Origin of the sequence: Methanolobus profundi (assembly GCF_900114835.1) — an archaeon.
Classification (GTDB): Archaea; Halobacteriota; Methanosarcinia; order Methanosarcinales; family Methanosarcinaceae; genus Methanolobus; species Methanolobus profundi.
Genome location: NZ_FOUJ01000001.1, coordinates 1,064,154 through 1,079,414 on the forward strand (window position 1 = coordinate 1,064,154; position 15,261 = coordinate 1,079,414).

Below are 15,261 nucleotides of genomic sequence, written 5' to 3' on the forward strand. Positions count from 1 at the left end.
GAAAAAGAAAAGAGAGCTTCTGCCCTCTTTCAACCTCATCTTATTTTCTTCTTACAAGAACTGCAAGTGAGACAAACACGATTCCTGCAATAACAGTGAAGCCAGGAGTGTCAGGTGTTTCCTCTTCTACTGGTCCTACTTCCTCTTCATCTAGAGATGATGGGACAGGAACCTGTTCTGTTGCTTCAGATATCTCATCCCCTACGATCTCAAAAATGGAGAATCCTGGAGTTTCAGCGTAGAAGTAGATGTACCCATTCTCTTCCCTTTCCTGATAGGTTGGCAGATCGTTCCACTGTTCACCATGATACCTTGTCATACGGATAGTTGATACATCGATGTTGTTCTCTTCTATCCATTCACGACTTACCTTGAACCTGATCCTGAGATTGTCGGCATTGTCCTCTGAGATAGTACCAACTGCTCCAACGTCTATGCTCATTAGTGAATATGAGCTACCCTGAGGAACAGGTACATCAGATGGCCTTTCCTTGAGCACCTGGACCTTTGTGACAACAAGACCTTCATTGTCCTTTGAATCAAAACTAATAGCTATGACAGGACCGTTACCATCAGACAGATCGAACTCGACTGCTGTGCCTCCCATTACATATTTTACGGATGTATCGGAACTGCTGACAGTATCAGGTTCCATGCTTGGACCTACAGATGTACGGTGGCTTGACCCATCGTCACTGCCTGAACTGGAACTTGCAGCGCTTACATTTATATAGGCTGTTCGTGTGCTGGCATTGCTGCCTGCTGCATTTGTAGCATTCAATGTAACATTATAGCTTCCTGCAACGGTATAGCTGTGTGTCGGATTCTGTGAAGTGGAGTTGCTACCGTCACCAAATTCCCAGAGCCAGGATGTTGGTGTATTAGATGAAAGGTCAGTGAAAGTCACTGATAACGGAGCAGTTCCTGAAGTTACAGATGCACTGAAGTTTGCAACGGGAGTAATGTAAACACTGATGTAAGCTATTTGGATCGTAACATCACTACCGGCAATGTTGGTTGCATTCAGGCTGACATTATAGGTTCCTGCTGTTACGTATGTATGTATCGGATCCTGTGAAGTTGAATTGTTACCGTCACCGAAGTCCCAGTACCAGGATGTTGGTGTATTGGTTGAGAGGTCAGTGAAACCCACGGTCAATGGAACTGCACCTTCGGTCACATTAGCACTGAAATTGGAACCAGGAACTGAGTAGGCAGTGATGTAAGAGAGCTGAGTGCTGACATTGCTGCCTGCAAGATTTGATGCATTCAGACTGACATTATAGGTTCCGCCTGTTGTATAGATATGTGTTGGGTTCTGGTCGGTTGATGTATTGCCGTCACCAAAGTCCCATAACCATCCGGTCGAATGATTCGATGACAGATCGGTGAAGTTCACAGTTATAGGAACAATACCTGAAGTCACATCAGCCGTAAAGTTTGTAACCGGGACAAAGGATGTGAGATCAAATGTCACATTGTTCTCTGAAGAATTGTCAACAGAATCATTGGCATACACTTTGAACATGGCTCCACTGACATCATCAATAGGTATAGTGAAGTTAAAACTTGCTACATTCAACATATCTGCGATCTGTGTCCATGTTCCATTGAAATACCAGAGATCATACACAAGAGAATCGTTCTCTACATCTGTGGACTCTCCCCAGCTTACATTTATCGTGCTTCCCCTTTCAACGGAGTCACCTTCAAGAGGACTTGTGAAATTGCCTGGCATGCTGGGTGCATCATTAATTGAATTTATACTCACGGTGATAGTAGCGGTGAGCTGCGGAGCGGTCTCGTTTGGCATTCCTCCATATTCTACAAGATAATAGGAGACACCACCCACATCAGGAAGATCGTTCCACATCTTATTACCAGCTCCCAGGATCTGAGCATACTCTTCTGTCCCTCCTGAGTCATTAGGTTCTCCGGTGTTCCAATTTGTATAGAATCCAGGCAAAGTGGTACTATTACCCTGATAATAGAACAAGGTTCCTTCCCCTGTTACGTTTTCAGGACCAGTGACCCACCTCCATTCTCCTTCTACTGCAGCATCGTTTGCACCTATCCATGCATTGTCCGGGGCCTTTGATTCAAGGAATGCACTTTCATCTTCTGTAAGGATAGTTGCAAGATATCCCTGCATACCGGAAAGACTTCTGGCTTCGGCTGCATCTTTTGCATCGGTCCAGGAAATAGATGAAACATTATAAACGCTTTCATAATAGTGTCCGGTAGACTCAAGGTATAACGTATTCGATCCCATCACAAAAGTGATATTCCTATCAGATGTGTCAGGAGTGTCGTTGATGTTCTCGTACCTGACATTCCTGAAAGCTTCCTGATAATCTGCTGCATTTCCACTACCTGAAAGGGAAAGGATACCGGTTAGCGAGCTAAAGCTTCCATTGATGCTGCTTGTATTAGTGAAACGAAGGAAGTCTTCATTCTCCACATAACCGTCACCGATGTAGACTCTGGCTGATGTAAAGGTCGAGCTGCCGTTAACCACAATTCCCTGGTCAATGGTCATATTATCGTTTTCATCATAAGTTACTGATGTGTAGGAAGCATTTACAGAAGTAGCTAGAAAATAAGCAACTGCAACTTTGAGATCCTGATTAGTACCACTATCATAGTAACTTATAACAGGATAATCAGAAGAATTCAAGGCAAGAGAACCATACATACCAACTGATCCTATGCTATCCACAATTTCTATAATCCATCCACTACCATCATAATAGGCACATTTGAGATCATTGTTAGGACTACCATCTTGATAGCTTATAACAGGATAATCTGAGGAATCAAAATCAATAGAAGTGTGCAAGCCAACCTGTCCTGTGCTGTCAACTGTTTCTATTTCCCAGCCACTACCATTATAGGATGCATATTTGAGATCTCCAGCGTTATTATAATAATAGCTTATTGAAGGATAATCAGAAGAATTCAAAGCGAGAGAATTATATTCACCAACCTGTCCTGTACTATCGACCGTTTCAATTTCCCAGCCACTGCCATTATATGATGCATATTTGAGATCACCATTAGTCCAATCATAATAACTTATGGCAGGATGATCAGAGGAATTCATGACAAGAGAAAGGAAATAACCAACATTACCTGTGCTGTCAACCGTCTCGATCTCCCAGCCACTTCCATTATAAAAAGCATATTTGACATCAGTATTATTAACATCGTAATAACTTATGGCGGGATGATCAGAGGAATTAAAAACAAGAGAGGTAGCATACTGACCAACATTACCTGCGCTGTCAACCGTTTCAATATTCCAGCTAGCACCATTATAAATAGCATATTTGAGATCACCATTTGACTGATCATAATAACTGATACCAGGATGATCTGATGAATTAAAGGCAAGAGAGGTATATTGACCAACAACTCCATCGCTGTCTACAGTTTCAATTTCCCAGCTAACGCCATTATAAGCGGCGTATTTAAGATCAAAAGCCGGACTGGTCTGATAGCTTATTGCAGGATAGTCTGAAGAATTAAAGGCAACAGAAGTATACAATCCGGCTTGGTTTGTGCTTTCAACTGTTTCAATATCCCATAAGAATGCACTTGCAGGTGTTGCAAATATCGCAAGCAGAATGATCGCAAGAATTGCGTGCCTCATGTTAGACCACCCCTACAGATCGTATTTGTTGATGTGGTCGATGGCTGCAGTGTGATACAAAAATGGAAAATGTTATGATTTGCTGGACTGTAGAACAAATGTTCACGATAATTCTCTCCTCAGGTATGAATCGTAATAAGATTAATGAGTGGATATAATATTACTCATATATAATTGATGTATTATAAACATAGCAGCTGATATTATTTTATTTAAAAAAAGTGAATAAGAGCAAAAAATAGTAAGGAATAAAAAAGCATCTGTAAGAAGAGTACCCTGTCCAGATACTCCATCAGACAAAACTATCGCCAAGCACACTCTCAGCCAGTAAAACCGAAACATCCTTGATATTCATTTCCTCGCCCTTTGATTCGCAGGCTCCTGACATATGATGAACACAGAAAGGACAGTATGAAGCAAGCATGTCAGCCTTATCCTTGTAACTCTGCACCGTCAGCATGGCGATGTCATTTGCAATATCCGGGAAGTTAGGTTTAAGACCGGCAGGTCCTCCGCAGCATACCTGTTTACCATCAAAGAGTTCCTTAATTTCCACACCCATACTTGTAAGGATACTTCGTGGAACATCCTTTGTTCCTCTCAGTGGACATGCATCCCTGACAGCGACCGTAAGGTCAAGCTTCTCTGGTTTTAGGATGCCTTTATCGATCATATCCTTAAAGATATTCAGGGAATGCTCTACCTCAAAGTTCAGTTCACGATAAAGCTCAGGATAATCATGACTGAGAACAAGATAACAACCCGGACATGAGGCTATGACCTTCTTCACTCCCAGTGACTCAATATAATCCACGAACTTCTTTGCATGCTCAGCAGCCTGCTCAAAATGACCACTATCAATAAGGAAAAGTCCGCAGCATTTCTCTTCTTTAAGTATCATGGGTCTTATTCCTGCATGATTGAGCAGGCGGATCGTGGCTCTGGCAACATCCTGCTGGCTATATGATACCCAGCAGCCTGCCATGTAAGCGACCTCTGAACTTTCGGCAAGGTCAAGATCATCAGTGATCCAGTCAAACCTCTTTGAAGGGTCTTTAGCACCAGGACTGTTGTGCTCAACGATATTATTTGAGATCACTGTGGTCTTTGCAGGCTCTCTGCCCTGTTTTGCCAGCAGTTCCCGTTCGTACTGGATGATACCTGTTATGGAAATATTAACAGGGCACACATCATCACATGCACCACATCGTGAGGAAAGGTAGATATTATCCATCTCATCCTGTGTAAGCTCCTCACCTGCGATCACCTTACTAAGGCTCTCTATCTTTCCCTGCGGAGTGAAACGGTTACCCTCCGTGACCATATTCACCGGACAGACATCCCAGCATTTCTTGCAGTCGATACAATAACTTGCCTCAAGTTCGAACTGGTTCATATTATCACCATATTAACAGAATTGAATGTTCACTTATCCCAATATTCCTTATCCCTTATCTCATCGACCTTTCCCCTGAGTTGTTCAGGATATGGATACAGGAATGAATTATAATACGAGCCCTCACCCTGAGAACGGAATGCCAGCATCCTCAATACCTCGAACACTGCATCCTCACTTATGATATTATTAACATAACGTCCGACCATATCCTCAAAAAAGGAACTCTCTTCCTGAGTGATGTCTGCAAGCATTGAGAACATATCTCTTGCAGCATTCACTTTCTGATCGACCGACCCTGGTCTTCTCATCAATGAACTTAACAAAGAACCATATTCATCAAGTATCAAGGATATATCCTTACCAGAACCCGGTAATAAGGACATTTCTGTGGCTATGACGGGATCATAGGATATGAAAAGAAAACGATTGTTCCTGTGGAACTCCACTAGAGCTTCCATAGAACCTTCGGCCTTTACCTGTCTGAAGGCTGTGAATGTGTATAATTGTGTCAGAAAGTGATGACGTATACGACTGTTGCGTAACCTGTCATTCTCTTCTATCGGATAGCCGGGGTATCTGTCAATTACCTGGCCTGCAAAGAGCCCGGACATCCTTTTGACCACTGGAGACATGCTTTCCTTTGCATAGACCTTTGCATCATCAATCCCCATACTGGGAGAATGACCCTTAAAAATGCAACCATCGATGTCCCCGAGACCATCAAGGAAATCAGTTGTAAAATCAAGCATCCTGTCAGTAAGGTCCTCTCCGGTAGAGGGCATAATGAGCCTGTCCTCACCATCGACCCTTACAAGCCTTAAAGGGTCACGTGGAACACCCAGACCTATTTCAATCTCCGGACATACCGGTATAATATCCGCTAACGGCATCATGTCCCTAACTATATCGGACCGGACACCATGCCCATCATGACGGACATTACCGAATTCCAGACATCTGCTTACAAGAACTGTTGGCCTTGGGAACTGTCTCATGGAAGTAATATTGAACCTGATAGATTATAATCATGCCTTCCTGCTTTTTCTACCCTTTTTTCCAGAGACATTGGTTCTATCCTTTTCATCCATTCCATCGAACTTCCTCTTATTATCATAAGAAGCAAGTAAAGCCACCATAAAGTCCCAGACCTTCTTCACAGATGGTATGTGCAATCTCTCATCAGGAGAATGAGGGTTCTTTATTGTCGGACCGAAGGATATCATATCCATATCATCATACTTCGAGCCGATAACTGCACATTCCAGACCTGCATGGATGACCTCTATCTTAGCATATTCCGCGAACACACTGGAATATACATCATTGCACTGTTGCAGTAGGGAAGAGGCCATATCAGGTTGCCATGGAGGGTAGCCTGAACCATGAGAGCAGGTAGCACCATACTGCACGGAAACTGAAACTATCTTTGCAGTGAGGTCATCCAGACCCTTCTCAAAAGAACTGCGCTGACTTGATACTATCACCAGCTCGCGATTCTCGATCTTCACTGTAGCAAGGTTGTTCGAGGTCTCAACAAGTCCAGGAGTTGCAGGTGACATTGAAGATACGCCATGTGGTAATGCCTGTAAAAGACCAATGACCTTGAGCAGAGATGCAGTGTCGATAGCCTCAGTATCTGAACTAGATTCGACCTCATCCATCCTGACAGAAACGGAACTTTCATGTTCAGAATACCCTTCCCTCATAAGTTCCTCAAATTCGGATACAAGTGAAACAGCTTTCTCCTTGTTCCCTGAAGGGATCGCTATGGAAGCTTCCGCATGTCTTGGAATTGCATTATGTGCAGAACCTCCTTTGATATCCAGAAGCATGACATCCAGCTCGTCTGTCAGAGCTTTAAGGGCACCTGCAAGTAGCTTATTGGCATTTGCCCTGTTCTCATGGATATCTACACCGGAATGTCCACCTGAAAGACCATCTACAACTATTTTGAAGAACTGATGATCAGCGGGTATTGATGATCTTTCCACTGGTAGCTTTATTGTCGTGTTCAGACCACCTGCACATCCAACAGTGAAGATACCCTCATCCTCAGAATCCACGTTCAGGAGTATCTTGCCTGTTATAAAATCAGGCATCAGAGCATTGGCACCCGTAAGCCCGGTCTCTTCATCAACGGTAAAAAGAAGCTCTAGTGGCGGATGTGCCAGTTCTTTGTCCTCAGCAATGGCAAGAGCAAAAGCAATGGCTATGCCGTTATCTGCACCAAGTGTCGTCCCCTGTGCCTTAAGCCACTCACCTTCGATAACAGGTATTATAGGATCCGTACTGAAATCGTGTTCACAATCCCGGTCCTTCTCACCCACCATATCCATATGCCCCTGAATAACGATCGCAGGCAGTTTCTTGTATCCTCTGGAACCGGGTACCCCTATCACAATGTTGTTAACATTATCGAACTTTACACTGAACCCATGTGACAAAGCCCACTGTTTAAGCCACATGGCTATCTTTTCCTCATTGCCGGAGCATCTGGGTACGCTGCTTATCTCCCTGAAAAGGGTAAGGATCTTCTCTGTGGTCTCGTCCATGGTATGCCTGCCAATATCTGCTGTTATCAGTAAATTTCAGTATATGTATTGTTACTGTTTCTCTATAAATTATCTCACACAACAAAGATAAGAATGATCCAGATAATCATAATTTAAAGGCAATTGACCGGAGGGGACCATATGGATATCTCAGACATACTCAGCGTGACCATGGGAGACATCGTGGAACAGGAAGTAGATGCAATAGTTAATGCAGCAAATAACTCACTCCTTGGAGGTGGAGGTGTTGACGGAGCTATCCACTACGCAGCAGGTCCGCAGCTTCTGGAGGAATGTCGCACACTTGGCGGATGTCCCACCGGAGAGGCAAGGATTACAAAAGGTTACCTGCTTCCGGCAACGTGGGTGATCCATACTGTAGGTCCAATTTGGAAAGGCGGGAACTTCATGGAAGAGAAGCTCCTGACAGATGCCTATAGGAACTCCCTCTACCTGGCAGAGGAACATGGGATAAGAAGCATTGCATTCCCCGGGATAAGTATTGGAGCCTATGGTTTTCCAGTTGACAGAGCCTCGGGACTTGCGGTGGGAACTGTGATCGAACACCTTCGGTCAGGGAGCGAACTTGAGGATGTCCGGCTTATATGCTTCAATGAGAACGCATATGATTCCTATTCAAAGGCATTGTATGAGATCCTCGAACATATCCCTGACATGTAAGTACTATAACCAGCCTGTGAACCCTTATTTTAACTACTCATTATTATGAGAATTAGCATACTGATATATTAGAAATACATATATACAATAAGTGAGTGGAAGTAATTGGCAAATAGAACCATGCACAGAGAATATCAAGACATGTTCTTATATTCAATTCTGTGACACACGGTGGTGTGGTTGTTGATACGGTAAATGGTTGGTGGTACCGTAATTGCCCGAAAAGAGCCTATTGGCAGGGATTCCCATTCATCTCTAGAGCGGGAGAAAGTATGTTCCTCATAAAACGTATAAGGGAATCCTGCCCTTTGGGACAATTCTTTTGTTGAGAATTATCGCTGTACCAGTGTATCTGCTCGCAGATCATTTATTCTGTAGATAAGATATAAGCAGCTATGACCTTGCTTATCGTTAAGAACATATCAAGGGAAGGACCTGGAATACTTCAAAAAATACTTGATGAAAATAGGATCCCTCACGATATAGTTGACCTTGATGCCGGTGATGAACTTCCTGAACCGGAAAACCATTCTGCACTTATTGTCTTTGGTGGACCGGACAGTGCCAACGATACTACAGAGAAGATGACAAAAGAACTTGAGATGATAGGCAGAGCTCTGGATTCAGGGATCCCATATCTTGGTATATGTCTTGGAATGCAGGCACTTGTCAAAGCATGTGGCGGTTCCGTACATGCCAACGATGTGAAAGAGATAGGATTCAGAGGAGAGGACGGAGAACCTTATTCCATAGATATTGATAAAGGGTACATTGATGACCCTCTGTTCAATGGTCTTGAAAGTCCTTTGAAGATATTCCATCTTCACGGTGAGACCGTGGCGATCACCGAAGAGATGCAACTACTGGCCACTGGAAAATACTGCAGGCACCAGATAGTGAAGATCGGAGACAGGGCCTATGGGATACAGGGACATTTCGAACTGACACCGGAGATGTTCACTACCTGGCTGGATAACGACCCTGAGCTCATGGAAATGATCAGGGAAGAACTGTTAAAGGACTTCAAGCTTCTTGAAGATGAATACACAGGAACCGGCAGAAAGTTGTTCACAAATTTCCTGAAAATAAGCGGATCCCTCTGACATCATAAACATTGTGAAAATTCAATACTTTTTTGTATAAGTCTGATAGATACAATTCCATGAGAATTCCTCAGGCACTGGAAACGGAAAGGCTTAGCATCAGAAGGTATACTGTAGATGATCTGCAGGACCTTTATCTTTTCTTCAATAATGAGGAGGTGACAAGCTCCACAGACATGCCGCTGCACAGAACTTTTGAGGAGACAGAGGAATTCCTTGAGATGATTGTCAGGTCTTATGACGGCGAAGAACCACTGTTTGCAATGGCGATCAGCAGGAAAGATACAGGGAAAGTGATAGGTTCATGTGGTTTCTCGAAACTGGAGTTCTCTCCTGATACGCAAATATATTATGCACTTGAACCCGAGTATCAGGGTAACGGATACGCGACCGAAGCTGTCATGAAGATGCTTGAATACATGATACTGGTGCTTGATATCGAGAGGATATCCATTTATTGTTCACAGGAAAATACCGCCTCCATTAACCTGGCAAAACGGGTCGGTATGGAACATCATGGTACTTTTGAGATGAATGGCAAGGATGCTGAATATTTCCTGTTGACACGGGAAATGTATCTTCATGGAAATTAATAGAATACCCTTTTTCACCCGATCAACATCCAGAATAACACTCCAGCTGATGTGCATATTTGCACAGGAAGTGCCGCAGCATATCAAAAACATATTTATGTTATAAAATATACTCTCATAATATATGAGGATGGATATATTATTATTAGGTATACTAAGTGTTGTCCTGATGTCTGCGCCCATAGCAGCAGCAGAGTACAACCATGATGAAGTAAAAAACATAATTTATGAAGCCGGGAAAGAGAGAGATCCCGGTTTTACTGAAGATCTTACGTGGTATGTTGGAGATGAGGATCACTCGGGAGTAGTGGGCTTCTGGGAAAATGGTCATCTGACACCTGAAATGAAGATCATTGATCACTGGGATGTTGATGATCCGATGATCATGATGACCGGGGAAATGACTGATCAGTTTGGTATCACGACAGGTTATGCTTCATTCACAGCACCAACTCCAGGAGGGGAACAGGTCTATGTGGACATTCAAGGCTATGATCTTCCTTTGTCTGAGATCGAACCAGTAGCTGATAACATCTTTATCAGACTTGTAGAAAGATCAGCAGCAAGTGGTGCTATATCAGGATCGATGAACACGATATATACTGGATCAGATATCTATAATGAAGTTGTTGAAGCTATAAGAGATATCAGGCCCGGCTTCACCGATGACGGATACTGGTATGTTGGTGACGATGAACATGCAGGTCTTGTAGACTATTCCGAACTAGCCCTGAAACCTGAAATGAAAGATCCGGGTTACTGGGATATCAATGAACGAATGATCATGTCTGAAGATCCGGACATGATAATCTCCAGTGATATTGTTTTTGATGCCCCGACACCCTATGGGACCAGAGTCTATGTCACTGTCGATGGCTACAATGTCCCTCTCTCAGAGATACAGCCAGTAGCAGTGGTCATTTATAATACACTTGTAGAGCGATCCTTTGAAAGTGGTGCCATTGGTGAAGACGTAACAGAGGATGCAGTCACACAGGATGATCCTACAGGAACTTCATTAGGAGATATCGAAAGCGATTCCCAGCAAGACACTGTTTCTGATGACATTCCTACAGTTACGGATGATGAAACAGAATCTACCGGATTGGATGATGATTCTACTGACAATGATCTTGAAGATGAACTTGCTGAGATCGATGAACTCTTCGCAAAGTATGATCTACTCTTTGAAGAAGGTCTTATAGAATATGAAGGAGAACTCGATGTAGAGGACATCGACAAACAGGATATTGAAGATATCCAGAACATACAGATGAACTATATCCTTCCCGAGGATTTCGTAGAATCGATGGAACAGGAAGCTGTGATCCTAGATATGTTAAGAGATGAAAGCTCCGAAGACATAGACAAACTTGATGAAATAGATACAAGCGAAGAGCAGGACGTCGAAGCTAATAAAGCTATTATCAAAGAGGTCTTCAGAGATGGTTTTAACTTTGAGGACGGCGGTGCAGTAACCGTAGGTGGCGGACCTGATTATGAAGGTAAGGAAAAGGTCGCTGAAAAACTCAGTGAAACACCATATCTCGATGCATTTGACAAGACCAGAAAAGAAACCATGGAGAAATATAAAACAGGACACGAAGCAGCTTCTTTCTTTTCAGACACTTATGGGGACTCAAAGATATCAAAGTACTTTGAGAAAGCAGACAAGGTCAACAGTATAAAAGAAGAAGTGGACAAGTACGTTGGTGCCTACAAAGATACAAAGAAGCTCAGTGAAATGAAAGGGTCATCGGGTACTGCTGCAAAAGCTTTGTATGGAACTGTAAAGGTTGGTCAGGAAGTTGCAGACAAAATACCTGTGGTTGGCAGCCTTATAAAAACCGGATTGGAAGTAGCTGAAAAGACAGTTATGATCATGCCGGAACTTGATGATGCTATAAAGAACAGCGATGCAAGACAGGGAGTTATAACGAACGGTCCGATCGGAACTTCCACACCTAACGCATTCCTGGATTCTTATGGAAAAATGACACAAACCCAGGATGGACCATCTTATTCTTTGCCTTATACCGATGAGAACGGAGAAGAACATGAGATCAGCCCGGACCAGTGGGTGAAGGTCACAACAAAGACCGGAACTTATTATGTACCCACAGATGAATGGGAGAATCCGATCGGTGATATTGCCCTGAAAGACTCCGGAAGCAGCTGGAAACCATGGAAATGGGATAACTGCCAGGTGGTCAAGCGCAGCAATCCTAAAATAGCCTACAATAACGGGGAGGAATACGACCTATGAAGAAAAGAACAATCGCAATAATAGGAATAGTATTGTTGTTCCTCCTGTTCTCAGGCGGGGACGATGACAGCTCATCTACTGATGAATGGGATTCAATGGTATCAGATAGTTATGATGTTGACAGAGCTGCAAGTATGTCCATTTACGAATCCCTTGCATTCCAGGGAATAGATGATGCTTTTGTGGAAGTAACTGAAGAACATGTGCTTGTCAAATATGACCAGCCACCAGTGAGATCAGATACCGATGCACTCTTTATATGGTTCTACATCATGGGAGTTGCAGCCGAGACAGCACCTGATACTGATGAGGTTATCATCGAGATGTACGATGGAACCGAAGAGCTGTATGAGCTTACTGTGCAGACATCTGACATTCAGGACTATCTGGATGAAACTACCACTCTTGATGAGTTCAAAGCAAAAGTAGAAGTCAGAGCTGTAATGTAAGTTCGGGAAATACCTGAACATCAGGGTATTAGGAACAGAGGACCAGAGCATAGTGCTTGTATCTGAAACAGCATTGGTCTTAGTTCCTTATCTCCTGTTTTGCTTTTTATATTCTATTTTATACGAATTCTGCATTCCACACTCAAAAACCTCGATTAAAATAACAAAATTTAAATATATATTCTAGTATACTAATTTTGAGTATTTATAGGGTGTGTGGATGAACAGAGTGAGATGTTCTTTAGAGAGATACATGGAATATATGGTACTTTTAATGCTTTTCATAGTGACCTGTTCCTGTATCCCGGTAGTCACGGCAGATTCGGTCGTAAGCATATTACCATCAAGTCAGGAGGTATACCCGGGAGACGGTTTTGATGTATATGTATACATAGAACCGGAAACTCCTGTTGCTGGTGCTCAACTTGATATCTCGTATGATAATACAATGCTCCGGGCTGACAGCGTTGATGGGAGCGATTTCTTCGAACAGGATGGCACCACTTCGATATTCATCGGAGGAACAGTTGATAATTCACAGGGAAGCATCAACGGTCTTTTTGCCGTCACACTTGGAAAAGCTGAGATAAGCACTGCAGAGAACTTCGCACAGATAACATTTACAGCTCTTGAAAGGACAGGGGATTGCAGCATCACCCTTTCTAATGTGATACTGAGCGATCCTTCAGGAAATCAACTTCCTGTTACGCTCAGAGATTCACATGTCACAATTCCCGGATCAGCTTCCACCTTTACTGAGGAAACAACTACAAGCACAGGTGGCGGTGGTGGAGGGGGCGGCGGTGATACCGGTGAGAAAGCCGAGAACATAGACCGCAAAGAAGTGTCAAAACTATACGTTACCGCAGATACCATGACAGTGTATCGTTTTACCGATAGCTCTAACCCCATTACATCCATCAGCTACATGTCACTGAAGAATTCCGGCTTTATATCCAGCACCATAGAGGTGCTAAAGGATGTATCCACCACGGTTCCGGAAAAACCTGACGGACTCATCTATCGCAACATCAATATCTGGGTCGGTAAAGCAGGATATGCCACCGAGAGCAATATCAAGGACACACAGATATCGTTCAAAGTGCTCAAACAATGGATGCAGGTCAACAATATAGGAACAGGAAGCATCCACCTCAAAAGATACAATGATGGACAATGGACCGATCTTGAGACCGAACTTACCGGACAGGACGAGGACTTCTTCATATTCGAGGCAAAAACCCCGGGCTTCTCACCTTTTGCTATAACAGCAGATGCACAAGCTATTGAAGAAATGGAATTAGCTCCTGTTACCAATGAAGGTGCAATTTTGGAAGAAGAGATATATGCAGATGAAGTGGGAGAAACAGAAATAACTTCAACTAAAATAGCAGATCCGGGCCTTGGACAGAATAGTTCACTACTTCTTCTTGCTTCTATGTCCGTTGTTCTACTTTGCAGACGAAAGAACATAGTCTGATAATTATTATCACGTTGGACAGGACCTTCTGAAAAAGAATAAATCCTGTCCCCTCCTTCTTTAAACAGGAGAGATGGAACAATGATAGGAATTATGTCAGATTCACACGATAATATGGAAGCAATAAAGGCTGCTGTCGAGCTTTTCAATAAGAAGAAGGTCAAAACTGTCCTTCATGCAGGCGATATAATTTCCCCTTTTACTGCAACAGCTTTCAGCAAACTTGAGGCTGACATGTATTTTGTGTTCGGGAACAATGACGGGGACAGACTGCTATTGAAACAGAAATTCGATGAGATAAATGCTGAATGTTGTGGTGACTTCGGCGACCTGGAAATTGACGGAAAAAGAATTGCACTTATTCACGGAATCTATGAGCCACCTGTTATCGCCATGGCAGAATCAGGAGACTTTGACATAGTTGTCAGAGGACATACGCATCATGCCGGCGTCACAAAGATCAATGATACTCTGTTAATAAATCCGGGCGAGACTGCAGGAGTACTCACGGGCAAACGCACGGTTGCACTCCTTGATCTCGAACTTGGTGTAGAGATAATAGAAATATAAATAACATCAAAAATGATAGCTGCTTTAGAGCAGCTCCGTTACCTTAGAAAGGACTTCCTTAACCTGTGCAGGGTCAAGGTCAAGGTCCTTGTTCTTTTTGATGTCCATATCAGTTAGAAGTATGTGTTTTTGCAATATTCATACCAAATATTCTATCTTAGTATTCTTATCCTGAGAAATCAACAGCAATTCAGTAATGTATATATCTATTCAATTGTGACCTTAGAATAAAACTAAAAAATTGAATTCATAGTTAACAAAGAAGTGATATTTACAGCAAGCAGTGGCAATGAGGTTACAAAAGTGACCTGTTCAGATGATAGCATACACTATACTTCAACGTCACTTGGTGTACTAGGATGTTCTGTAGGCACTATCTTTATGAAACAATAGATGGAGATGTCACGGACGAGAATAATCTGATTATTGACACAAACGATGAACGTTTCTATTGTTGGATGGGCAATTTAGCACTGGAAAAAGAAATTAAACCTTGATGATTCAAAGATTGGTATT

12 protein-coding genes are annotated in these 15,261 nt (G+C 42.9%); 7 read left to right on the plus strand and 5 right to left on the minus strand.

Annotated features, from left to right (window positions below):
- Positions 1–40: 40 nt before the first annotated feature.
- From BM008_RS04905 to BM008_RS04920, 4 genes are all read right to left on the minus strand, one after another.
- A complete protein-coding gene (locus BM008_RS04905; protein WP_091933875.1) occupies positions 41–3,652 on the minus strand; it encodes a PKD domain-containing protein in 3,612 nt (1,203 codons plus the stop codon).
- Positions 3,653–3,944: 292 nt separating this feature from the next.
- On the minus strand, positions 3,945–5,048 hold the full coding sequence (locus tag BM008_RS04910) for a (Fe-S)-binding protein (RefSeq protein WP_091933878.1): 1,104 nt from the start codon (positions 5,046–5,048) through the stop codon (positions 3,945–3,947).
- 29 nt (positions 5,049–5,077) lie between these two features.
- Positions 5,078–6,046, minus strand: a complete 969-nt coding sequence (locus tag BM008_RS04915) for a YbgA family protein (RefSeq protein WP_091933881.1) — start codon at positions 6,044–6,046, stop codon at positions 5,078–5,080.
- Between the two features lie 30 nt (positions 6,047–6,076).
- Entirely contained in the window at positions 6,077–7,603 is a 1,527-nt protein-coding gene (locus BM008_RS04920) for an aminoacyl-histidine dipeptidase (RefSeq protein ID WP_091933885.1), read from the minus strand.
- 141 nt (positions 7,604–7,744) lie between these two features.
- Here BM008_RS04920 and BM008_RS04925 point away from each other — a divergent pair, with 141 nt between their 5' ends.
- The 7 genes from BM008_RS04925 (at position 7,745) to BM008_RS04955 (ending at position 14,745) form a co-directional block, all read left to right on the plus strand.
- On the plus strand, positions 7,745–8,284 hold the full coding sequence (locus BM008_RS04925; protein WP_091933888.1) for an O-acetyl-ADP-ribose deacetylase: 540 nt from the start codon (positions 7,745–7,747) through the stop codon (positions 8,282–8,284).
- A 395-nt stretch (positions 8,285–8,679) separates the two neighbouring features.
- The gene (locus tag BM008_RS04930) at positions 8,680–9,387 is read left to right on the plus strand and encodes a type 1 glutamine amidotransferase (protein ID WP_091933891.1); all 708 of its coding nucleotides are present in this window, start codon (positions 8,680–8,682) and stop codon (positions 9,385–9,387) included.
- Positions 9,388–9,446: 59 nt separating this feature from the next.
- Positions 9,447–9,980 (plus strand): GNAT family N-acetyltransferase, encoded by a 534-nt coding sequence (locus tag BM008_RS04935; RefSeq protein ID WP_091933894.1) that lies wholly within the window; start codon positions 9,447–9,449, stop codon positions 9,978–9,980.
- 124 nt (positions 9,981–10,104) lie between these two features.
- Complete coding sequence (locus BM008_RS04940) at positions 10,105–12,246, plus strand: hypothetical protein (protein ID WP_177187967.1); 2,142 nt, start codon at positions 10,105–10,107, stop codon at positions 12,244–12,246.
- On the plus strand, positions 12,243–12,695 hold the full coding sequence (locus BM008_RS04945) for a hypothetical protein (protein WP_091933900.1): 453 nt from the start codon (positions 12,243–12,245) through the stop codon (positions 12,693–12,695). The genes BM008_RS04940 and BM008_RS04945 overlap by 4 nt, the downstream gene beginning before the upstream one ends.
- Positions 12,696–12,948: 253 nt before the next feature.
- A complete protein-coding gene (locus BM008_RS04950; protein ID WP_177187968.1) occupies positions 12,949–14,175 on the plus strand; it encodes a PGF-pre-PGF domain-containing protein in 1,227 nt (408 codons plus the stop codon).
- An 81-nt stretch (positions 14,176–14,256) separates the two neighbouring features.
- Entirely contained in the window at positions 14,257–14,745 is a 489-nt protein-coding gene (locus BM008_RS04955) for a metallophosphoesterase (protein WP_091933905.1), read from the plus strand.
- A 24-nt stretch (positions 14,746–14,769) separates the two neighbouring features.
- Here BM008_RS04955 and BM008_RS15055 read toward each other — a convergent pair whose 3' ends face one another.
- Positions 14,770–14,880, minus strand: a complete 111-nt coding sequence (locus tag BM008_RS15055; protein WP_218146688.1) for a putative zinc-binding protein — start codon at positions 14,878–14,880, stop codon at positions 14,770–14,772.
- Positions 14,881–15,261: the final 381 nt, after the last annotated feature.